Origin of the sequence: Nocardioides sp. NPDC127514, assembly GCF_040302125.1 — a bacterium.
Classification (GTDB): Bacteria; Actinomycetota; Actinomycetes; order Propionibacteriales; family Nocardioidaceae; genus Nocardioides.
Genome location: NZ_JBEORF010000004.1, coordinates 196,276 through 215,651 on the forward strand (window position 1 = coordinate 196,276; position 19,376 = coordinate 215,651).

The 19,376-nt window shown below is 68.4% G+C and carries 25 protein-coding genes; 16 read left to right on the forward strand and 9 right to left on the reverse strand.

Going from position 1 to position 19,376, the window contains the following annotated elements:
* Nucleotides 1-61 precede the first annotated feature (61 nt).
* Genes ABTX24_RS04900 through ABTX24_RS04920 form a run of 5 tightly spaced genes read left to right on the forward strand, consistent with a single transcriptional unit; the run spans nt 62 to nt 4,457 of the window.
* Nucleotides 62-964, forward strand: a complete 903-nt coding sequence (locus tag ABTX24_RS04900; RefSeq protein ID WP_350837815.1) for a TauD/TfdA dioxygenase family protein — start codon at nt 62-64, stop codon at nt 962-964.
* Between the two features lie 55 nt (nt 965-1,019).
* Complete coding sequence (locus tag ABTX24_RS04905) at nt 1,020-2,072, forward strand: beta-keto acid cleavage family enzyme (RefSeq protein ID WP_350837817.1); 1,053 nt, start codon at nt 1,020-1,022, stop codon at nt 2,070-2,072.
* Nucleotides 2,073-2,081: 9 nt separating this feature from the next.
* A complete protein-coding gene (locus ABTX24_RS04910) occupies nt 2,082-3,392 on the forward strand; it encodes an MFS transporter (RefSeq protein ID WP_350837819.1) in 1,311 nt (436 codons plus the stop codon).
* Nucleotides 3,393-3,420: 28 nt separating this feature from the next.
* On the forward strand, nt 3,421-4,023 hold the full coding sequence (locus ABTX24_RS04915; protein ID WP_350837821.1) for an RBBP9/YdeN family alpha/beta hydrolase: 603 nt from the start codon (nt 3,421-3,423) through the stop codon (nt 4,021-4,023).
* Nucleotides 4,020-4,457: a carboxymuconolactone decarboxylase family protein gene (locus ABTX24_RS04920; RefSeq protein WP_350837823.1), complete on the forward strand. Its 438-nt coding sequence runs from the start codon at nt 4,020-4,022 to the stop codon at nt 4,455-4,457. Before ABTX24_RS04915 ends, ABTX24_RS04920 begins: the two co-directional genes overlap by 4 nt.
* Nucleotides 4,458-4,475: 18 nt before the next feature.
* Here ABTX24_RS04920 and ABTX24_RS04925 read toward each other — a convergent pair whose 3' ends face one another.
* Complete coding sequence (locus ABTX24_RS04925; RefSeq protein WP_350837825.1) at nt 4,476-5,363, reverse strand: LysR family transcriptional regulator; 888 nt, start codon at nt 5,361-5,363, stop codon at nt 4,476-4,478.
* A gap of 76 nt (nt 5,364-5,439) precedes the next feature.
* On the opposite strand from ABTX24_RS04925, the gene ABTX24_RS04930 reads away from it, so the two are divergent.
* The 4 genes from ABTX24_RS04930 (at nt 5,440) to ABTX24_RS04945 (ending at nt 9,235) form a co-directional block, all read left to right on the forward strand.
* Entirely contained in the window at nt 5,440-6,558 is a 1,119-nt protein-coding gene (locus tag ABTX24_RS04930) for a TDT family transporter (RefSeq protein ID WP_350837827.1), read from the forward strand.
* Between the two features lie 33 nt (nt 6,559-6,591).
* Nucleotides 6,592-8,109, forward strand: coding sequence for a glycerol kinase GlpK (gene glpK, locus ABTX24_RS04935; protein ID WP_160026186.1), 1,518 nt, complete (start codon nt 6,592-6,594; stop codon nt 8,107-8,109).
* Nucleotides 8,110-8,243: 134 nt separating this feature from the next.
* Nucleotides 8,244-8,837: a hypothetical protein gene (locus tag ABTX24_RS04940; protein WP_160026187.1), complete on the forward strand. Its 594-nt coding sequence runs from the start codon at nt 8,244-8,246 to the stop codon at nt 8,835-8,837.
* Nucleotides 8,838-8,848: 11 nt separating this feature from the next.
* Nucleotides 8,849-9,235 (forward strand): VOC family protein, encoded by a 387-nt coding sequence (locus tag ABTX24_RS04945; protein ID WP_350837829.1) that lies wholly within the window; start codon nt 8,849-8,851, stop codon nt 9,233-9,235.
* A 30-nt stretch (nt 9,236-9,265) separates the two neighbouring features.
* On the opposite strand, the gene bfr is transcribed toward ABTX24_RS04945, so the two are convergent.
* On the reverse strand, nt 9,266-9,754 hold the full coding sequence (gene bfr, locus ABTX24_RS04950; RefSeq protein ID WP_160026188.1) for a bacterioferritin: 489 nt from the start codon (nt 9,752-9,754) through the stop codon (nt 9,266-9,268).
* A gap of 88 nt (nt 9,755-9,842) precedes the next feature.
* Nucleotides 9,843-10,046, reverse strand: a complete 204-nt coding sequence (locus ABTX24_RS04955) for a (2Fe-2S)-binding protein (protein ID WP_160026189.1) — start codon at nt 10,044-10,046, stop codon at nt 9,843-9,845.
* Nucleotides 10,047-10,180: 134 nt separating this feature from the next.
* Here ABTX24_RS04955 and ABTX24_RS04960 point away from each other — a divergent pair, with 134 nt between their 5' ends.
* Complete coding sequence (locus tag ABTX24_RS04960; RefSeq protein WP_350837832.1) at nt 10,181-11,593, forward strand: flavin-containing monooxygenase; 1,413 nt, start codon at nt 10,181-10,183, stop codon at nt 11,591-11,593.
* 72 nt (nt 11,594-11,665) lie between these two features.
* Nucleotides 11,666-11,884 (forward strand): hypothetical protein, encoded by a 219-nt coding sequence (locus tag ABTX24_RS04965; protein WP_141790972.1) that lies wholly within the window; start codon nt 11,666-11,668, stop codon nt 11,882-11,884.
* 73 nt (nt 11,885-11,957) lie between these two features.
* Here ABTX24_RS04965 and ABTX24_RS04970 read toward each other — a convergent pair whose 3' ends face one another.
* Nucleotides 11,958-12,587, reverse strand: coding sequence for a Rid family hydrolase (locus ABTX24_RS04970; RefSeq protein WP_350837834.1), 630 nt, complete (start codon nt 12,585-12,587; stop codon nt 11,958-11,960).
* A gap of 26 nt (nt 12,588-12,613) precedes the next feature.
* Nucleotides 12,614-14,197, reverse strand: a complete 1,584-nt coding sequence (locus ABTX24_RS04975) for a flavin monoamine oxidase family protein (protein WP_350717682.1) — start codon at nt 14,195-14,197, stop codon at nt 12,614-12,616.
* A gap of 123 nt (nt 14,198-14,320) precedes the next feature.
* Between ABTX24_RS04975 and ABTX24_RS04980 the strand changes: the two genes are divergently transcribed.
* Entirely contained in the window at nt 14,321-14,815 is a 495-nt protein-coding gene (locus ABTX24_RS04980; protein WP_350837836.1) for a GNAT family N-acetyltransferase, read from the forward strand.
* A gap of 2 nt (nt 14,816-14,817) precedes the next feature.
* Here ABTX24_RS04980 and ABTX24_RS04985 read toward each other — a convergent pair whose 3' ends face one another.
* Nucleotides 14,818-15,660, reverse strand: a complete 843-nt coding sequence (locus tag ABTX24_RS04985) for an NAD(P)H-binding protein (RefSeq protein ID WP_350837838.1) — start codon at nt 15,658-15,660, stop codon at nt 14,818-14,820.
* A 90-nt stretch (nt 15,661-15,750) separates the two neighbouring features.
* Here ABTX24_RS04985 and ABTX24_RS04990 point away from each other — a divergent pair, with 90 nt between their 5' ends.
* Nucleotides 15,751-16,128: a winged helix-turn-helix transcriptional regulator gene (locus tag ABTX24_RS04990; protein ID WP_350717688.1), complete on the forward strand. Its 378-nt coding sequence runs from the start codon at nt 15,751-15,753 to the stop codon at nt 16,126-16,128.
* Here ABTX24_RS04990 and ABTX24_RS04995 read toward each other — a convergent pair.
* Nucleotides 16,117-16,590, reverse strand: coding sequence for a winged helix-turn-helix transcriptional regulator (locus tag ABTX24_RS04995; RefSeq protein ID WP_350837840.1), 474 nt, complete (start codon nt 16,588-16,590; stop codon nt 16,117-16,119). The two genes, ABTX24_RS04990 and ABTX24_RS04995, sit on opposite strands and share 12 nt — an antisense overlap.
* Nucleotides 16,591-16,682: 92 nt before the next feature.
* Here ABTX24_RS04995 and ABTX24_RS05000 point away from each other — a divergent pair, with 92 nt between their 5' ends.
* Both ABTX24_RS05000 and ABTX24_RS05005 read left to right on the forward strand, forming a co-directional pair.
* Nucleotides 16,683-17,273, forward strand: coding sequence for a dihydrofolate reductase family protein (locus ABTX24_RS05000; protein ID WP_350837842.1), 591 nt, complete (start codon nt 16,683-16,685; stop codon nt 17,271-17,273).
* A 21-nt stretch (nt 17,274-17,294) separates the two neighbouring features.
* On the forward strand, nt 17,295-17,690 hold the full coding sequence (locus ABTX24_RS05005) for a TIGR03618 family F420-dependent PPOX class oxidoreductase (RefSeq protein WP_350837844.1): 396 nt from the start codon (nt 17,295-17,297) through the stop codon (nt 17,688-17,690).
* Nucleotides 17,691-17,703: 13 nt separating this feature from the next.
* Here ABTX24_RS05005 and ABTX24_RS05010 read toward each other — a convergent pair whose 3' ends face one another.
* Nucleotides 17,704-18,273: a TetR-like C-terminal domain-containing protein gene (locus ABTX24_RS05010; protein ID WP_350837846.1), complete on the reverse strand. Its 570-nt coding sequence runs from the start codon at nt 18,271-18,273 to the stop codon at nt 17,704-17,706.
* A gap of 47 nt (nt 18,274-18,320) precedes the next feature.
* On the opposite strand from ABTX24_RS05010, the gene ABTX24_RS05015 reads away from it, so the two are divergent.
* The gene (locus ABTX24_RS05015) at nt 18,321-18,689 is read left to right on the forward strand and encodes a VOC family protein (protein WP_350837848.1); all 369 of its coding nucleotides are present in this window, start codon (nt 18,321-18,323) and stop codon (nt 18,687-18,689) included.
* Nucleotides 18,690-19,162: 473 nt separating this feature from the next.
* On the opposite strand, the gene ABTX24_RS05020 is transcribed toward ABTX24_RS05015, so the two are convergent.
* A partial coding sequence (locus ABTX24_RS05020) for a hypothetical protein (RefSeq protein WP_350837850.1) occupies nt 19,163-19,376 on the reverse strand: 214 nt, incomplete at its 5' end.

Consider the following 19,376-nt stretch of genomic DNA (forward strand, 5'->3'; position numbering starts at 1 on the left):
CCGCCACGCCGGCGGTCAGCCCTACCCACAGACAGCCCTACCCACAGACAGGGGAGAAACCATGTCCACCACCTACCCCGACCGCCTCGCGACGGCCGACGAGCCCGGCTCCAGGTTCGCGGTCGAGCCGCTGACCTGCAGCATCGGCGCGGAGCTGTCCGGAGTCGATCTCGCCGAGGTCGCCCACGACGACGCCCTCTTCGGCGAGCTCAAGGCGTTGCTGCTGCGCCACAAGGTCGTCTTCTTCCGAGAGCAGGACATCACTCGCGCCGACCACGTCGCACTGGCCGAGCGGTTCGGGCGGCTCGAGGACCACCCGGTCGTCGGCTCCGACCCTGACCATCCCGGCCTGGTCCGGATCTACAAGGACCTCGACAGCCCGCCCGAGCGGTTCGAGAACGCCTACCACTGCGATGCCACCTGGCGGATGAACCCGCCGATGGGAGCAGTCCTGCGCTGCATCGAGGGACCCGAGGTCGGCGGGGACACGATCTGGGTCGACATGGCGCTCGCCTACGAGCAGCTGCCCGAGGAGGTCAAGGCCAAGATCGCCGGCCTCCGGGCGCGGCACAGCATCGAGGCGACCTTCGGCGCCCGCCTGCCGATCGAGGACCGGCTCGCGCTCAAGGAACGGTTTCCCGACGCCGAGCATCCGGTGGTGCGCACCCATCCGGAGACCGGCGAAAAGATCCTGTTCGTCAACAGCTTCACCACACACCTGACCAACTTCCACACCGCCGAGAACGTACGCACCGGCATCGACTACGCGCCGGGCGCCGGCGAGCTGCTCCGCTACCTCACCAGCCGGGCAGGCATTCCCGAGTACCAGGTGCGCTGGCGCTGGACCAAGAACAGCTTCGCGATCTGGGACAACCGGTCCACCCAGCACTACGCCGTCCAGGACTACTGGCCCGCCGTCCGGCGGATGGAGCGCGCCGGGATCGTCGGCGACCGCCCCTTCTGAGCTCCTCCGAGCTCTGCCCGAATCGACACCACCTCACCCGAAAGAGAGACCGATCATGCACTTCCACGACGACGCCCTGTTCCCCGAGCTCCAGGACAAGCTGGTCATCACCGCCGCCCCGTACGGCCCCGAGTGGGAGCCGGACGACTTCCGCGAGGACCTGCCCCTGACCATGGAGGAGCACATCCAGCAGGCGGTGGACTGCTTCGAGGCCGGTGCCACCGTCCTCCACATCCACGTCCGCGAGCTCGACGGCAAGGGCTCCAAGCGCCTCTCCAAGTTCAACGAGCTGCTCGCCGGCCTGCGCGAGGCCGTCCCGGAGATGATCTTGCAGGTGGGCGGCTCGATCTCGTTCGCCCCCGAGGGCGAGGGTGCAGACGCCAAGTGGCTCTCCGACGACACCCGGCACATGCTCGCCGAGCTGGACCCGAAGCCCGACCAGGTCACCATCGCGATCAACACCAGCCAGATGAACATCATGGAGCTGATGACCGCCGACGACATCGCCGGCACCTCCATGGAGCGCCCCGAGCTCGCCGAGGCCTACCGCGAGATGACGGTCCCGGCCGGTCCCGCCTGGGTCGAGGAGCACCTGCGACGACTGCAGGCCAACGGCATCCAGCCGCACTTTCAGCTTTCCAGCATCCCCCAGCTGGAGACCGTCGAGCGACTGATCCGCCGCGGCGTCTACACCGGGCCGCTCAACCTGACCTGGGTCGGCATCGGCGGCGGCTTCGACGGCCCCAACCCCTACAACATCATGAACTTCATCCAGCGGGTCCCCGACGGTGCGTGCCTGACCTTGGAGACGCTCATGCGCAGCGTACTTCCGGTCAACGCGATGGCTATCGCGATGGGGCTGCACACCCGGTGCGGCAACGAGGACACGATCTGGGGCCGCAAGGGGGAGAAGCACACCTCGGTCGAGCAGATCAGGCAGCTTGTGCGGATCGCCGACGAGCTCGGCCGCGAGGTCGCCGACGCCAAGGACGCTCACGACATCTACCGGATCGGCCAGACGTACGCGGATGCCGACGAGACCCTGGCCAAGCTGGGCTACGCGCCGAACCGCCGTCCCGGCCAGGTCGGCTTCACCCAGCACGCGTAGGGACAGGCCATGACGACGCAGAATGATGTGAGCGTCCCGGCGCCGGCCTCGGGCCGGACCCGGACGACCACGTACGCCTGGATCGTGTTCGCCCTCGCCTTCGGGCTGCTGCTCTCGGACTACATGTCGCGCCAGGTTCTGAGCGCGGTGTTTCCTGTGCTCAAGGCCGAATGGGCTCTCTCCGACTCGCACCTCGCCTCGCTGAGCAGCGTCGTCGCGCTCATGGTCGGGCTGCTCACGCTGCCGCTGTCCATCGTCGCGGATCGCTGGGGCCGGGTTCGGAGCCTGGTCATCATGGCGGTGCTGTGGAGCGTGGCCACCCTGCTCTGCGCGCTGGCCGCCAACTATGAGCAGATGCTCGGCGCGCGGTTCCTGGTCGGCGTCGGCGAAGCCGCCTACGGCAGCGTCGGCATCGCGCTGGTGCTCAGTGTCTTCGCGCCGCGGCTGCATGCGACCCTGAGCGGTGCCTTCATGGCCGGCGGCTCGTTCGGCTCCGTCGTCGGGGTCGTCCTGGGCGGCGTCATCGCCGTCCAGGTCGGCTGGCGATGGTCCTTCGTCGCCATGGGCGTCTTCGGGCTGCTGCTGGTCGCGGTCTTCCGGCTCGTGGTGACCGAGCGAAGGGTGGCCGCGCACAGTGCGGAGAAGGCCGCCGAACCGGAGACGTCCGCGCCTCGGCTGCGGGCACCGTTGTCGAGCCTCTACACCAATCCCGCGGTGCTGTGCGCGTACGTCGGTGGCGGCCTGCAGATGTTCACCGCCGCGGTGATGCTCGCCTGGATGCCCAGCTACTTCAACCGCTATCACGACATGGCCACCGACCGAGCCGCCGCGGCCGCCGCGGTCTTCGTCCTGCTGATCGGCAGCGGCATGGTCGTCTGCGGGATGATCACCGACCGGGTGGGCCGCCGCGACGTCACCCACAAATGGCTCGCCGCGGTCGCGTTCTGCACGATCTCGCTGGTCTGTCTCCCGATCGGCTTCCACCTCGAGGCCGGGACGGCGTCGTCGGTGCTCGTCGGTGTGGGCGCCTTCTTCGCGGCCGGCTCCTCCGGCCCGACCGCCGCCATGGTCGCAAGCCTCACCCACGCCTCCGTGCGGGCCACCGCGATGGGCACCTTGACCCTCTCCAACAACCTTCTGGGCCTGGCCCTCGGGCCGTTCGTCGTGGGCGTCCTGGCGGATCGGCTCGGCCTGCTCTCCGCCCTGCAGTTCGCCCCGGTCGTCTACCTGCCCGCCATCGCGGTGCTCCTGCTCGGCCGTCGCCTGCACCCCTCAGGCGTACGACGGCTGCAGGCCGTGACGGCCACGACCACCCCCTGACTCACCTCCGAACCGTGAGGAGCAACCCATGACCTCTGCCAACTCCCCGACGATCGTGATCGTCCCCGGGCTCCGCGACCACGTTGCCGACCACTGGCAGACGTTGTACGCCGAAAGGCTCGACAACGTACGCATCGTGCCGCCCCTCGAGCGCGACGAGCTGAGTCTCGCCGCGCGGGTGGCCGCCCTCGACGAGGTGCTCCACGAGATCGACGAACCAGTGGTCCTCGTGGCCCACAGCGCCGGCTGCCTGATCGCGGTGCACTGGGCGCAGACCGCGACGCGGCCCGTCCGGGCCGCGCTGCTGGCGGCGCCACCCGACTTCGAGGTGCCGCTGCCCAACGGCTATCCCACGTTGCCGGAGCTCCGTGCCCACGGCTGGGCCCCGGTGCCACGACGTCGGCTGCCCTTCCCGACCACGGTCGCAGCAAGCCGGAACGATCCGCTGGCCGGTTTTCGGCGGGTTGCCGGTATGGCCGAGACCTGGGGTTCGCGCCTCGTCGACCTGGGCGAGGTCGGTCACCTCAATCCCGCCTCGGGCTACGGCCCATGGCCCGAGGTCGACGATTTCGTGGCGGACCTGATCCATCGCTCCGCTCGGGCGGGCGGGACCGAGCTGGTGCGGTCGTGAGCGGATCGGGGAAGCGGCCCGAGGGCCGACCCGACGAGCTGCCTCCGAACGGTGTGGCATCGGCGATGCGTGCATCCGGGCAGTGGAATGCCCTGTGGGACGAGCTGGCCGAGCTCGATCCGGAGTGGACCGAGGACTATCTGGCACTGGCGACCCGGTCCTGGCGCAACGGCGTCCTCTCACCGCAGGTCGTCGAGCTGCTCTGCATCGCGGTCGACGCTGCCTGCACACACATGTACGCCCCCGGCGTACGTCGCCACATCCGGGCCGCCTTGGAGCTGGGCGTCACCGGCGAGGAGATCCTCGAGGTGCTCAAGCTCGCCACCGTGGTCGGCATTCACTCGTGCAACGTCGGGGTGCCGATCCTGGCCGAGGAGCTGGCCTCGCGCCGGGCCGGCAACGTGGTCGAGGACCAGCCTCGGTCCATGGCCTGAACAGCCACGAGACCCGGCTCAGGCGCCGGCGATCCCGAGCAGGTCGCGAACGGGACCGGCGGGAGGGCGCGAGCCGCCGATCCACACAGCCCGGAACTCCCGGGACAGATCGAGCTCCGCGACTGGGACGCTGACGAGGATGCCGAGGTCGAGGTCGGCCTGGGTCGCCCGGCTCGACACGAACGCCGGGGACCCACCGGCACGTACCGCGGCGAGGATGGCGGCGTTCGTCGCGAACTCGACCTCCGGGTCGGCCAGGCGCTCACCGACGGCGGCCAGCGCGGACTCGACGACCGCGCGGGTGCCCGAACCGAGCTCGCGACACGTCAGCGGACGTGTCGCGAGCTCGCGTGCGCTGATCCCCGAACGGCGTCGTGCCCAGGGATCGTCGGGCGCCGCGACCAGCACGAGGTCGTCGTTCCCCACCAGGGCCGTCGAGAGGCCGTCGGTGGCGACCGGGCCCTCGACGAAGCCCAGGTCCGCCTCGCCGTGGCGTACGGCGGCCACGACGTCCTCGGAGTTGGCGGCGCGCAGGCTCACCGCCACCCGCCGCTGCTGGCGCAGGCGGACGAGCCAGCGCGGCAGCAGGTATTCCGCGGTCGTCATCGACGCGTGCACGTGCAGCTCGTCGGAGCGACCGCGGCGCAGCGTCTGCAGGGCGATCTCGATCTCGTCGGCGCGTTCGAGCAGGTCACCGCTCCACTCGACCAGCAGCTTCCCGGCCTGGGTCAGCTCTGATCCTCGATGGGCCCGCTGCACGAGAACCAGGCCGACCTGCGTCTCCATCGCCCGCAGCCGTTGCGAGGCGGACTGCTGTGAGATCCCCGCCGCGCGTCCGGCGGCCCCGATGCTCCCGAGGCGGGCGAGGTCGGCCAGCAGGCGGAGTGACGGAAGATCGGGCAGCATGGTCACAGGATATCCCTGTGACTCCACAGCGAAAGGGGTTCTACCGGCGTCCGGCCGCGGCGCCGAGCATGGATTCATGAGCATCCCCTATGGCCCGAACTGGTACACCGCCACCATGGGCACCGGCATCGTCGCCCTCGTCCTTCCCGGTCTGCCCTTTCACGTGCCGGGGGCGACGCCGGTCGCGCTGGTGTTCTGGCTGGCAGCGTGCCTCCTCCTGGTGACGACGGCGACGGTGATGCTGACCGCGATCCGGAAGGAGCGCTCGCTGCTCCGCCGCCAGTACGACGACCCGGTGCTGTCCCACTTCTACGGCGCCCCGGCCATGGCGCTCATGACGGTCGGCGCCGGCGCGGTCGGCGTCGGTCGTGAGGTCCTCGGTGACTCGATCGCGCTGTGCCTGGCGGCTGTGCTGTGGACCGCCGGCACAGTGCTCGGCCTCTGGACCGCGATCGCGGTGCCCTACCGGGCGATCACCCGGCACCAGGTCGGCGACGACAGCGCCACGGGAGGCTGGCTGATGCCGGTCGTACCGCCGATGGTGTCGGCGACGACCGGCGCTGCCCTGGTGCCGCACCTCGCGGCAGGCCAGGCACGCGAGACACTCCTCATGGTCTGCTACGCCTTCTTCGGTCTCACCGTCGTCGCCGGGTTCCTCGTGCTCAACCAGCTCTGGCAGCGACTCGTCCGCCACGGTGCCCTCGCCCCCGCGACACTGCCCACCGTCTGGATCGTGCTGGGCTTCCTCGGCCAGTCGACCACGGCGGTCCACCATCTCGGCGAGCTCGCGCCCGCCGTGGTGCCGGACTACGGCCACTCGCTCAGCATGCTCGCGGTCTGCTACGGCGTCCCGGTCTGGGGCTTCACGGTGCTGTGGACCATCCTGGCGCTCGCGTTGACCGTACGTCAGATCCGCGACGGTCTCCCGATGGCACCGACCTGGTGGTCATTCACGTTCCCGATCGGAACCGTCGCGACGGGCAGCAGCGCCCTCGCCTCCGCAACCGGCCTGGCGCTCTTCGAAGTCGGCGCCGGACTCGCGATGCTCGGGCTGCTGGTGGGCTGGTTCGCCGCTGCGTACGCGACGGTTCGTCTGTTCACCCGGGTGACGCCACCGGCCCCGGAGCGCGACCTGCGCCTCGCCGGTGTCGAACTCGCGTTTTCAGGGCCGCGGAGCAGGAGGGTGAAAGGATAGGGAAGATCTCCCGACGCAGAGAGGACCGACGATATGCCCGACTACGTCGCAGCCATCGACCAAGGCACCACGAGCACCCGCTGCATGATCTTCGACCACGGCGGCAAGGAGGTGGCTCGCCACCAGCTGGAGCATCAGCAGATCCTGCCGAAGGCCGGCTGGGTCGAGCACAACCCGGTGGAGATCTGGGAGCGCACCAGGGCGGTGGTCCAGATCGCGCTCGGGAGCAAGGGCCTGACGGACAAGGACATCGCCGCGCTCGGCGTCACCAACCAACGCGAGACCACCGTGGTGTGGAACAAGAGGACCGGACGGCCCTACTACAACGCGATCGTCTGGCAGGACACCCGTACCGACCGGATCGCCTCCGCCCTCGACAAGGACGAGCGTGGCGACATCATCCGCCGCAAGGCAGGGCTCCCGCCCGCGACGTACTTCGCCGGAGGCAAGATCCAGTGGATCCTGGAGAACGTCGACGGTGTCCGCGAGGCAGCGGAGAACGGCGACGCCATCTTCGGCACCACCGACAGCTGGATCGTCTGGAACCTGACCGGTGGCCCTGCCGGGGGAGTGCACGTCACCGACGTCACCAACGCCAGCCGCACGATGCTGATGGACCTCGAGACCCTCGACTGGGACGACGAGCTCCTCGGCTTCTTCGACATCCCGCGCCAGATGCTCCCCGAGATCCGGCCCTCCTCCGATCACAACGCCTACGGCACCACGCTGGAGAGCGGTCCGATCGGCGGAGAGGTCCCGATCACCGGCATCCTCGGCGACCAGCAGGCAGCGATGGTCGGCCAGGTCTGCCTGGACGCCGGCGAGGCCAAGAACACCTACGGCACCGGCAACTTCCTCCTCCTCAACACCGGCCAGGAGCTCGTACGCTCCCAGAACGGCCTCCTCACGACGGTCTGCTACCAGTTCGGCGACCAGCCACCGACGTACGCCCTGGAGGGCTCGATCGCCGTCACCGGCTCCGCCGTGCAGTGGCTGCGTGACCAGCTGGGGGTGATCAGCAACGCCACGCAGGTCGAGGCGCTGGCCAAGACGGTCGAGGACAACGGCGGGGTCTACTTCGTCCCGGCCTTCTCCGGTCTCTTCGCCCCCTACTGGCGCTCGGACGCCCGCGGCGTGATCGTCGGCCTGTCCCGGTTCAACAACAGCGGCCACATCGCCCGCGCGGCCCTGGAGGCGATCTGCTACCAGAGCCGTGACGTCGCCGAAGCGATGGAGAAGGACTCCGGCGTACGCCTCGAGGTCCTCAAGGTCGACGGCGGCATCACCGCCAACGAGCTGTGCATGCAGATCCAGGCCGACGTCCTCGGCGTCGAGGTCAGCCGTCCGGTCGTCGCCGAGACCACCGCCCTCGGTGCCGCCTATGCCGCCGGGCTCGCCGTCGGTTTCTGGAAGGACACCGACGAGCTCCGCCAGAACTGGAACGAGTCCAAGCGCTGGACGCCGGCCTGGAGCGAGGAGCAGCGCGAGGCGGGGACCGCCGGCTGGCGGAAGGCCGTCGACCGCACCCTCGACTGGGTCGACGTCGACTGACGGCGTCGTTTCAAAACCGCCTGTTTGGGGTATGTGCGGGGCGACTCTTCGGACGTACGTTGCGAGTGGGCCCGGCCGGGGCCCAAGACCTGCCTCGACCGGTCTGTTGGCACACGACGACCGAGGAGGCAGCGATGTTCATCCAGATGATTCAGGGCCCCTGCACCAAGCAGGACGAGGCCCACCAGTTGCTCGACGAGTGGCGGCGCGATCTGGCGCCGGGCGCGACCGGGTGGCTGGGCGGCACTTACGGATTCACCGACGACGGCCAGCTCATCGGGGTGGTCCGCTTCGAGTCCCGCGAGGCGGCGATGGCCAACTCAGACCGCCCCGAGCAGGGGGAGTGGGCCGCGAAGATGGCCGAGGTCATGGACGGGCCGATGGAGTTCCATGACTGCGACGACGTCACGCTGCTCTTCGACGGCGGCTCCGACGACGCCGGGTTCGTGCAGATCATCCGTGGCAAGGTCGATGACCCGAGCCGGCTCAAGGCGATGATGACGACCGACACCACCCAGCTGCACGAGATGCGCCCCGAGATCCTCGGCGGCACCCTCGCGATCGAGGCGGACGGCAGCTTCGTCGAGACCATCGCGTTCACCAGCGAGGCCGAGGCCCGCAAGGGCGAGCAGATCGAGCCCCCGGAAGACGTACGCCGCGAGCTCGACTACGCGATGCAGGGCGCGACCTACTACGACCTCCACCGCCCCTGGTTCGAGAGCGCCTGAGGAGGCCCGCGATGTTGACCGACAGCAGTGTGAGGGCGAACATCCCGGCCGCCGACCTCGGGCGGGCACGCCGTTTCTACGCCGACAAGCTCGGGCTCGAGCCGAGCGAGGAGAGCGACGGCTGGCTGGTCTACACGACGGCCGGCGGGACGTCCTTCCACCTCTACGAGACCGAGCAGGCGGGCAAGGCCGGGCACACGATCGCCCAGTTCCACGTGGCCGACGTCCGCAAGGAGACCGAAGCCCTTCGCGCCAAGGGGGTCAGCTTCGAGCACTACGACATGCCCGGAATGACCTGGGACGGTGACGTCGCCGGCCTCGGTGAGGCGGGGCATGCCGCCTGGTTCAAGGACAGCGAGGACAACATCCTCTGCATCGACGACGCGGTGCCTGCCTGACCGGATGGCAGAGGGACAGAGGGGCTCGGCTCAGCCGGGTCCCTCGCCCGCACCGACGTGCTGAGCCAGGAAGGCCTGGAGCCCTACGCGATCGATCGCGTCGAGCTGGGCCTCGAACCAGTCGGCGTGCTTCTCCTCGTCGCGGACCATCTCCTCGAAGACGGCAGCGGTGCCGTGGTCGCCGAGCTCGTGGCATTCCTTGGCGCCGACGTTGAACTGCGCGACCGCGGCGCGCTCGCTCGCCAGGGCCAGGGAGAGCATCTCCTCGGCGGTCTCACCGACCTGGATGGCGTTGAGGCGCTGCACGTTGGGGTGGCCGTCGAACATCAGGATCCGGTTGATGATGTCGTCGGCGTCGCGCATCTCGTCGATGGAGAGGTCGTAGAAGACCTTGCCGAGCTTGGGCAGGCCCCAGTTGTCGAGCATCCGAGCATGCAGGAAGTACGTGTTGGTGACCGTGAGCTCGAATGTGAGCGCCTCGTTGAGGAGCTCGACGACGCGTGGATCGACTGGCTGCATGACGTACCTCCGGTAACGGGATCTGTCCCGATACTCGCACGGCACCCCGGGAGTGAGGACAGACTCAGTTTGTGACCGGTTGCGTACGTCAGCTCGCGGCGCCGTCGGCCACGAGGTGCGAGCACTCCTGCTCGAGATGCTGGCTGACCAGCTTCTTCACCGAGAAGATGCACGAGCCGCAGTCCTGAGCGGCTCCCGTCGAGCGGCAGATCGCACTGACCGTGCGCGCCCCGTCGGCCAGCGCGGCGTCGACGTCACGGTCCGTGACGACTCGGCACTGGCAGACGATCATGCGATTAGGTTAGCCGAACCTAATCAGGAAGACGAGCGGGCGTCCCACTTCTTACCTTTCGGTCCTGTCGCGCAGATTCACATTCTCCCGGTATGGTCCAGGTCACACCGTCGCTCCCGCCCTCGGAGGATCTCTTGCGCATCGCAGTCATCGGCACCGGCTTCGGCGGCCTGGCCGCCACGATCGAGCTCAAGAAGCGCGGCCACGACGACATCGTCGTGTTCGAGAAGGCCGGAGACGTCGGCGGTGTCTGGCGCGAGAACACCTACCCGGGCGCCGCCTGCGACGTACCTTCCAGCCTCTACTCCTACTCCTTCGAGCCCAACCCGCACTGGCCCCACAAGTTCTCCCGCCAGCCTGCGATCCTCGACTACATCCACCGGGTCGTCGACAAGTACGACGTACGCCGCCACATCCGGTTCCACACCGAGGTGACCGCCGCCCGCTGGGACGACGAGTCGAAGACCTGGCAGCTCGAGCTCAGCACGGGCGAGACGGAGACGGTCGACCTGTTCGTCCCCGCCGTCGGCCAGCTCTCCCGTCCCTCGATCCCGAACATCCCCGGCGCCGACACGTTCCGGGGAGAGGCCTTCCACTCCGCCGAGTGGAACCACGACGTGAGCCTCCACGACAAGCGGGTCGCGGTGATCGGCACCGGCGCCAGCGCCATCCAGTTCGTGCCCGAGGTGCGCAAGGACGCGGCGCAGGTGCTCCTCTTCCAGCGCTCGGCGCCCTACATCGTCCCGCGCAAGGACTTCGAGCGCACGGACGCCGCCAGTCCGATCCCGCAGCTCCTCAACCGCGCGAAGATCTGGGTCCAGGCCGAGTGGCTCACCACGTCCTTCCACGTCAAGCCGTTCGGTGCGGTCATGCGGGCCTGGTCCAAGCGCCACATGAAGGCGCAGACCGCGGCGAAGCCCGGCCTCTTCGAGAAGGTCTGGCCCGACTACCCGTTCGGCTGCAAGCGCATCCTCTTCGCCGACGACTACCTGCCGGCCCTCGCCCAGCCCGACGTGGACGTGATCACCGACGACATCGTCGAGCTCACCCCGACCGGCGTGACGACCGCCGACGGGCAGCACCACGAGGTCGACGTGATCATCTGGGGCACCGGGTTCAAGGCCACCGACTTCCTCGCCCCGATGACGATCACCGGCACCCAGGGCCGCGACCTGCACACCCATTGGAAGGACGGCGCCCACGCCTACCACGGCATGACCGTCCCGGGTTTCCCCAACCTGCTGATCATGTACGGCCCCAACACCAACACCGGTGGCGGCTCGATCATCTTCTTCCTGGAGACCCAGGCCCGCTACCTCGGCCGGTACGCCGACCACGTCGCCGACGCCGGCCCGCTCGAGGTGCGCGCGGAGGTCGAGGAGGCCTACGACGCGCGGATCCAGGACAAGCTGGCCGACAGCGTCTGGAGCAAATGCACCTCCTGGTATCGCGAGCGGAACGGCCGCATCACCACCAACTGGCCCAGCATCTCGGCCCACTACCGCCGCAGCGCCAGCTACGACAAGGCCGACTACACGCCGGCCTGAAACGATCTGATGGGTCATTGTGACCATCTTGTGCATTCCCTAATTCGTGTCTGAGGCCACATACTCGAAGGGATGACTACCTCAACCCCCCGGCGGCGACACTTCGCCGCGAGTCCTTTCAAGGCAGATCCCGAGCCGGTCATTGAGCAGTTCGAGTCAGGGGACCTGGTTTCCCACGACTCCTTCGGCCTGGGTCGGGTCGTCAACAAAGAAACGGCCGCAGTCACTGTCGACTTCGGTCCCCGACTGGTGCGTATTGCCAGCCCCTTCCCCAAGCTTTCCAAGCTCTGACCACGGTCTGAGCTGCACGAGAATCGCCCTCCCCGAGCATTGCTCGGAGAGGGCGATCTCGTTTGTGGAGGAGCTACCTCCGTTTCGCCGGGTAGGCCGCGTCGACCTCGACCTCGACGAGCCATCCGTCGACGGGCAGGTTCTCGATCTCGAGCGCGAACCGCGACGGCCGGGCAGGATTGACGACCATCGGAGCCGCCGGCGCAGCTGTGCCCAACGGCACCGGGATCGCCTCGCCGGTCGAGACCGACGTGTTCGCGAAGAACTGCCGGTAGGCCCGGTTCCAGCCCGCGAAGTCCATCTTCGCCTCGCCCGCGGGGTTCTGCAGGAAGACGCGCATCGTGATCACGTCGTCGTAGGAGAGCCCGGCCGCCTCGAGGTTCTCCCCGATCCGGCGCAGCACGTTGATCCCCTGGGCCTCGGTGATGGTCACGCCCGGCGGCAGCTCGCCACCCGGGAACACCGCGGTGTCGATGTAGGCCGCCTCGCCGCTCGCCGTGGTGTTGAGCCGGGACGGACCGAGCCCGCTCGTCTTGTAGATCGCGGCCTCCGGCCCGATCGCGACGCCGTTGGCGATCGACGGGTTGTCCTGCCCTGCGGGCAGCACCGAGATCGTCTCCCCACCACGCGGCGGGAAATCCGACCACTTGCTCCCGGCGACAGCCGCCGTCGGAGCGACCAGAGCCGCGGTCAACCCGACCACAGCCACCACCTTCGTACGCGGCGACATCATGCCGTCACCCGCGCGTGCAGCTTCTCGACGGCTGCCCGGGCGGCCGTGATCGCGCCGTGCTGCCAGGCCACGGAGTGGCTGAGGTGGTCACCGGCGAAGTACGTGTTGCCGGTGGCGTCCAGCAGCCGCGTGTAGAGCGGATCGGTGTCGGCCGTCGTCGAGTAGGCCCAGGCTCCTTCGGAGAACTTCTGCGACTTCCAGTCCTGGCTGTAGGAGGCGGTGATGCCCTTGCCGTAGACGTCCCCGAAGATCTGCTTGCCCATGTCCACCGCTCGCGAGAGCCGCTGGGCGGGGCTGAGCGCGCCGTAGGTGTCGGCCGCGCTACCGGTGTTGTAGTAGCCGATCATCGTGCCCTTGTCCCCGTTGAACCCGTACGACGGGTGCCACAGGTTGCGCAGGTCGAGGCGGGTGTTGGTGATGCCGCCGTAGATCCGGAAGTCCTCCTCCCACCAGCGCCGGTCGTACTCGATCCCGATCTTGCCGGCGTTCGAGGGCCCGAAGGACTTCAGGCTCGCGGTGATGTCGGCGCCGAGGTTGTGCTGGACCTTGGCCGCGATGTTCGGCGGCATGCAGTTGATCGCGAAGTCCGCCTTGATGGTCTCGGTCCTGCCGCGAGCCTTGTAGGCCACCGAGACGCCGGTCGAGGTGTTGTTCCACTCGATGACCTCGGCCCCGTAGCGGATGTTGCGCGCCCCGATGGCCTGGGCGAAGGCGTTGGGGATCGCGTCCATGCCGCCGACCGGCTGATACATCATCATCGCCTGGTCGTAGCCGAACTCGAAGGAGAAGTACTGACCCAGCCCGGCGGCGAGGACGGCACTCATCGAGTTCGGTGCGACCTCGGTGCCCGACTCCTGCCCGGCCCCGGGCTCGACCGTGTAGCCTGCGCGGCTGGAGCCGGTGTAGGCGTACCCCTCCGCCTTGGAGCCGAGGTCGCCGAAGTTCCTCAGGAAGGCGATCAGCGCCTCCTTGTCGGCGGCGGTCAGCTCCTCGTCCAGGGCACCCTTGTCGGTCGCCTTCGCCAGCAGCTCGGAGACATAGCCGTACGTGTCCGCCTTCGCGTGACGCATCTGCACCGCGCCGATGCCGTGGTCGCCGGGGTAGTAGAGCAGTGCGTTGGCGTTCTGGTTGGTGAACGCCTCGATCGGGACGCCCAGCTCCTTGCAGTAGTCCAGCGTGATGTGGCTCTGCGGCAGCCGCCCCGGCCCCGCGTTCATGTACTGACCCTTGGAGAACCCGGCCACCTGCGTGACCCCGTTCAGATCGGTCACCCGGGTCCCGCCGCGCACGGTGAAGTTGCGACCGCCCGGCCGCTCGCGCCCCTCGAGCACGGTGACCTTGTAGCCACCCTTGAGCAGCTCGTACGCAGCGGTGAGCCCGGCGATGCCGCCGCCGAGGATGACCACCGACTTGCTGCCGGCCCGGGCGAGATCGGAAGGCTTGGGAGGAGTGAAGCTGGGGGTCTCCGCGGCGTGAGCCGAGGTGAGCCCGAGAGCACCCATGCTGTGCAACATGACTCCCGCGCCACCGGCGAGGCCGACATTGCGCAGGAAGTTCCGACGTGACTGAGTCTGCGTCATGTGGGGGTATCCAATCTGTTGGGGACGCCCCGAAACGTAGGAAGCCTTTGTTGCACCGCGATTGCGATTGCGTCTCACTGGAATGCGCATTCCTGAACTGGCGAGTAGTCCTAGGATCGATCCGTGACCGTCACCATCCGCGATGCAGCTCCCGCCGACGTACCCGAGATCCTCCGCCTCGTCCATGCCCTGGCCGTCTACGAGAAGGAGCCCGACGCCGTCGAGGCCACGGAGGCCGACTTCACCGCGGCGCTCTTCCCCGAGTCCGGCACCCCGACCACCCGCTGCCTCATCGCCGAGGTCGAGGGCACGATCATCGGCATGGCGGTCTGGTACGTCACCTTCTCCACCTGGACCGGCCGCAACGGCATCTGGCTCGAGGATCTCTTCGTCGACCCCGCCCACCGCGGCGCCGGCGCCGGCAAGGCCCTCCTCGTACGCCTCGCCGAGATCTGCGTCGAGAACGACTGGCGCCGCCTCGAGTGGTGGGTGCTGACGTGGAACGAACCGTCGATCGCCTTCTACCGCTCCCTCGGGTCGGTCCCGCAGAACGAGTGGGAGGTCCACCGCATCGACGGCGCTGCGCTCAAGGAGCTGAGCGCCGCCGGCGGTAGCTGACCTCAGGCGTACGCAGCGGCGAACCGCCGAGCCCACTCCCCGAAACCGCGTGCCGGCCGGCCCAGCACCTCCTCGACGTGCGGGCTGACCGCCTGCTCGTCGGCGGTGGGGTGCCCGAGGATGGCGAGCGTCCCCTCGACAACCTCCGGCGGCATGAACGCCGACATCTGGCGGCGTGCCTGCTCCGGGGACAGCTCGACGAACTCCAGCGGACGCCCGGTCGCCGCGGCGATCTCCTCGACCCGTTGCCGCGGCGTGGTCGCGGTGGGACCGGTGATCTCGTACATCCGCCCCGAGTGACCGTCCTCGGTCAGAGCCACCGCGGCGACCTCGGCGATGTCGAGGGGATCGACGACGGGAAGCGCGACATCTCCGTACGGCGCGTGGACGGCGTTCATCTCCTTGATCATCGGCACCCACGCGAGCGCGTTGCTCGCGAAGCCGCCGGGGCGCAGGATCGTCCACTCCATCGCCGAGCCCCGCACCGCCTCCTCGAGCTCGGCGAGCGGTGCGTGCGACGGCGTCCCCGGTCGGGTGCCGACGGCCTGCGAGGACAACAGCACCACACGGCGTACGCCTGCAGCCTCGGCATGCTTCATCAGCGCCGGCCCGTCGACGTGAGCGCCGGCGCCGCTGACCAGCAGGAACAGCGCCTCGGCACCCGCGAGGGCCGGCGCCAGGGTCGCGACGTCCGAGAGGTCGGCCACCGCGGTGACGACTCCGGGACGGGAGGGCAGTGCAGCGGACGTCGCGCGCGAGACTGCCGTGACGGCGTGCCCGGCGTCGGCCAGCAGCTCGACGAGCGGGTGCCCGACATTCCCCGTCGCTCCGGTGATGACGATCATCGAGGTCTCCATTCGTGATTGGGATCTGGTGATGGAACGACGTTAGATCCCTCGATACAGTGGGTTCCCCAAGGTAAGTATTGGAGCGAGATGACCTGGCGTCCGAGCACTGACGAGCCGGTGGCGGCCTGTCCGATCACCCCGGCGGTCGAGCTGATCTTCAGCCGATGGACCACCCCGATCCTGTGGACGCTGCACGAGTTCGGGACCCAGCGCTTCGTGGAGCTGGAGCGCCGCCTCGGCACGATCTCCTCGAAGGTGCTGACCCAGCGCCTGCGCCAGCTCGAGCGCGACGGCCTCGTCGAGCGCCGCTACCACGCCGAGGTGCCACCCCGGGTGGAGTACGACATCACCGACCTCGGCCGCAGCCTCCAGCCGGTCTTCGCCGCCGTCGGCAACTGGTCGGAGGCGAACATGCCGGCCGTGGAGACGGCGCGGCAGGCCTACACCGGTCCGCTACCCCGCTGAGGCCGGCTCCGGAGCAGCAGCGCCCGGCCCGGGCAGCACGTCGATGTCATCGGCATGCATGGGCTCGCCGCAGTGGGAGCACCGCAGATCGACCCGCCCGATCTCACCGCACGCGTGATGGCGGTAGAGCACGGGCGGCCCGGCCTCGCCCGCGAGCCACTTGTCACCCCACCCGACCATCACCATCAGTACGTCGACGAGCTCGCGCCCCTTCTCCGTCAGCACGTACTCATAGCGCGGCCGGTTGTCGTACGCCTGCTTCTCCAGCACCCCGTGCTCGACCAGATGCCCGAGTCGCTCGGTGAGCACCTTCCGCGAGATCCCGAGATCCGCCTGGATCTGGTCGAAGCGGTTCATACCGACCCAGATGTCGCGCAGCACGAGAGGCGACCACGGCTCCCCGATTACATCGAGCGTCCGCGCGATCGAGCAGGCCATGTCACCGAAGTTCGTACGTTGCATGACCCGAATCTACCATTTGGGGTTCCTTGAAGGAACTCAGAGTGTTACGGTCACAGAGTCTCTTCAGGAAACTCCGACCTCAGGGAGCGATCATGAGCAAGGTCCTCGCAGCACTCTCGGTCTCAGTCGACGGCTTCATCACCGGACGTGGCCCCGGCCCCGGTCGCGGCCTAGGGGACGGTGGCGTCCTCTTCGACTGGTACTTCGACGGTGACACCCCCAGTCAGGTCTTCGACGGCTTCAAGCTCTCCGAGCAGAGCGCCCGCGTCTTCGACGCCCTGGCCGTTCGCGACGGGGTCAGCCTCGCCGGCCGCAACACCTACGACGACTCCGGCTGGGACACGGGAGGAGCACCGCATCCCACCGCTCCGCTGGTCGTCCTCTCCCATCGTCCGGCGCCTGCGACCCACGCCCGGCAGACCTTCGCCACCACCATCGAGGACGCGATCGCCCTCGCCAAGGAGCAGGCCGGCGGCAAGGACGTCGGACTCATGGGCGGTGGCGTCGTGACTGAAGCACTGCGAGCCGGCCTCGTCGACGAGATCGTCCTCCACCAGGTCCCGGTGCTCCTCGGCGCCGGCCGCCGCTTCTTCAACGAGCTCCCCGAGCACATCTCGCTCGAGATCGTCGACGTCGTCCCCGCACCCGGCGTCACCCACCTCCACTACCGCGTCATCCGCTGACCCACAGCAAGGAGAAGACCGATGATCAACCCCGACGTACGCCCCTTCCTCGAGGGGACCGCCCTGGCCCATGTCGCCACCATCGGACCCGACGGCGCCCCGCGCACCTCCCCGGTCTGGATCGGCACCCACGGCGACCACGTCGTCTTCCTCACCGGAAACCGCGGCCGCAAGTACCGCAATCTCCATACCGACCCGCGGATCGCGCTCTCCCTGGCGCCGCCGGAGAACGACTTCATGCCGGTGATCCTCCGCGGCCGCGTCGTCGGCTGGGTCGAGGACGACACGCGCTGGGAGATCATCGACGAGCTCGCCACCCGATACACCGGCGCGCCCTATCCTCGCGAGGTCGATGCGTACGGCGACCGTGCCGTCGCCCTGATCGACCTCGACTACCAGCACATCGGCGTCGGCTGAGCCGGCCGCCGGTTCACTTCTCCCCGAGAACGGTCGCGACGAGTCCCTCGACCTCCTCCGTACGCAGCGGCACCGGCGTCATCAGCCGCCGATAGAACACCGCGCCGGCCAACGCCTCCGCCGCCCGCTCCGGATCCCCGACATCCTGCCCCGACTCCCGCAGCCGGGTGAGTGCATCGACCAGCCGCGTACGCCGCTGCGCGCTGTACCGGTGGTGCAGCTCCCGTAGGCCCGGGTCGCGCTCGGCGCCGTCGAGCACGGCGGGGAGGCAGTCGGACATCAGTGACGACTGCATGGCAGAGGCGAGATGGGCGACGATCGCGACCACGTCGGCGCGAGGGTCCTGCCCGCCGGCTTCCGGGCGTGGCTGCACGTTGAGCGTCTCCATGGCCGCGGCGACCAGGCTGAGTCGGTCGTGCCCCAGTCGGTAGATCGTGCTCCGGGCGACGCCGGCGCGGGTCGCCACCCCGTCGATGCTGAAGCCGCCGTATCCCCGCTCGGCGAGCTCCGCGAGCGCCGCTTCGAGCACCCTCTCCCGGCTGCGCACCACTCGGGGATCCGTACGCCCTTGACGAGAAGCCATGTGCGGAGCCTACTATGCAACAGTAGTGTTGCAGAGAGGAGAGACAGATGATTCCAGGATTCCGCTACATCGTCGACGACATCACCGCCGCCGTCGCCTTCTACCGCGAGCTCGGATTCGAGGACGTCGGTCCGCGGGCCGGCGGCTTCGCGATGCTCGAGGGTCACGGGCTGCGGCTGATGCTGAACACCCCTGGTGCCGGCGGCGCCGGGCAGGCCGCTGACGACGGCAAGGTTCCGAGCCCCGGGGGCTGGAGCCGTATCCAGCTCGAGGTGGCCGATGTCGACCAGGAGCTCCGTCGTCTGAGTGAGGCCGGAGCTCGGGTACGCACCAGCCGCATCGATGGCCGGGGCGGCGCCCAGGCCGTGGTCGAGGACCCGGCCGGCAACCCGATCGAGCTCTTCACGCCCGCCTGACCGGTGCTCACGAGGCCCCTGGTGCCGGGTGGAGCAAACGGCTCACGGGGCCTTGTGTCGGGGGTCTAGAGTGGGGCCCAGAACATCGCACGAAAAAAGTTGCCCTGGCGATTTGAAACGGCGTCAGGGTGTGTGTAGTGTTCTCCGAGTCGCCAGGGTGCGGCGGGAAGCAAGCGCGAGTCTTCGGGCGGGCTTCCGGCCCCGGAGCGGCCACCTCCACTCTTCGAGCATCGCTCGAGCCAGGGTGTTCTAGATGTTGATCTTCGAATCGGCGAAAGAACCTCAGGGTCTGGTTCAACCAGACCAGCACGGCCATGGGTGGGACCGGTTGAAGCGATAAACACCGCGGGTTTCCCGAATTGGTGATTAGAGCGAAAGCCACTAAAGTCCTCCAGGACTGAGGCGGATAAGGCTTCAAACTTTCAGCAGGAAAGCGCGGAAAGCGCCGAATTGCGAAAGCGAGAATAGCTCCGCTAAAGTACTGAAAGACAAAGCAGAAACACAGCTGCTAATCCAGCGGAAAGCGCGAAAGCGCCGAGTTGGTAAAGCGAGAGTGGCTCTGATAAAGTCTGCGGGGCAGGACCGGAAGAAAGGCTTCTGGAGCTGGCAAGGAAACGCGAGAGCGGCGAATTGCGAAAGCGAAAGAGTGCCTGATAAGGTTCAGCACGAAGCAGAAACAAGCAGAAC

Coding starts and splice junctions, on each gene's coding strand:
- ABTX24_RS04900 (WP_350837815.1), top strand. CDS start 62: ATGTCCACCACCTACCCCGACCGCCTCGCGACGGCCGACGAGCCCGGC.
- ABTX24_RS04905 (WP_350837817.1), top strand. CDS start 1,020: ATGCACTTCCACGACGACGCCCTGTTCCCCGAGCTCCAGGACAAGCTG.
- ABTX24_RS04910 (WP_350837819.1), top strand. CDS start 2,082: ATGACGACGCAGAATGATGTGAGCGTCCCGGCGCCGGCCTCGGGCCGG.
- ABTX24_RS04915 (WP_350837821.1), top strand. CDS start 3,421: ATGACCTCTGCCAACTCCCCGACGATCGTGATCGTCCCCGGGCTCCGC.
- ABTX24_RS04925 (WP_350837825.1), bottom strand. CDS start 5,363: ATGCTGCCCGATCTTCCGTCACTCCGCCTGCTGGCCGACCTCGCCCGC.
- ABTX24_RS04930 (WP_350837827.1), top strand. CDS start 5,440: ATGAGCATCCCCTATGGCCCGAACTGGTACACCGCCACCATGGGCACC.
- glpK (WP_160026186.1), top strand. CDS start 6,592: ATGCCCGACTACGTCGCAGCCATCGACCAAGGCACCACGAGCACCCGC.
- ABTX24_RS04940 (WP_160026187.1), top strand. CDS start 8,244: ATGTTCATCCAGATGATTCAGGGCCCCTGCACCAAGCAGGACGAGGCC.
- ABTX24_RS04945 (WP_350837829.1), top strand. CDS start 8,849: ATGTTGACCGACAGCAGTGTGAGGGCGAACATCCCGGCCGCCGACCTC.
- bfr (WP_160026188.1), bottom strand. CDS start 9,754: ATGCAGCCAGTCGATCCACGCGTCGTCGAGCTCCTCAACGAGGCGCTC.
- ABTX24_RS04955 (WP_160026189.1), bottom strand. CDS start 10,046: ATGATCGTCTGCCAGTGCCGAGTCGTCACGGACCGTGACGTCGACGCC.
- ABTX24_RS04965 (WP_141790972.1), top strand. CDS start 11,666: ATGACTACCTCAACCCCCCGGCGGCGACACTTCGCCGCGAGTCCTTTC.
- ABTX24_RS04975 (WP_350717682.1), bottom strand. CDS start 14,197: ATGACGCAGACTCAGTCACGTCGGAACTTCCTGCGCAATGTCGGCCTC.
- ABTX24_RS04985 (WP_350837838.1), bottom strand. CDS start 15,660: ATGATCGTCATCACCGGAGCGACGGGGAATGTCGGGCACCCGCTCGTC.
- ABTX24_RS04990 (WP_350717688.1), top strand. CDS start 15,751: ATGACCTGGCGTCCGAGCACTGACGAGCCGGTGGCGGCCTGTCCGATC.
- ABTX24_RS04995 (WP_350837840.1), bottom strand. CDS start 16,590: ATGCAACGTACGAACTTCGGTGACATGGCCTGCTCGATCGCGCGGACG.
- ABTX24_RS05000 (WP_350837842.1), top strand. CDS start 16,683: ATGAGCAAGGTCCTCGCAGCACTCTCGGTCTCAGTCGACGGCTTCATC.
- ABTX24_RS05005 (WP_350837844.1), top strand. CDS start 17,295: ATGATCAACCCCGACGTACGCCCCTTCCTCGAGGGGACCGCCCTGGCC.
- ABTX24_RS05010 (WP_350837846.1), bottom strand. CDS start 18,273: ATGGCTTCTCGTCAAGGGCGTACGGATCCCCGAGTGGTGCGCAGCCGG.
- ABTX24_RS05015 (WP_350837848.1), top strand. CDS start 18,321: ATGATTCCAGGATTCCGCTACATCGTCGACGACATCACCGCCGCCGTC.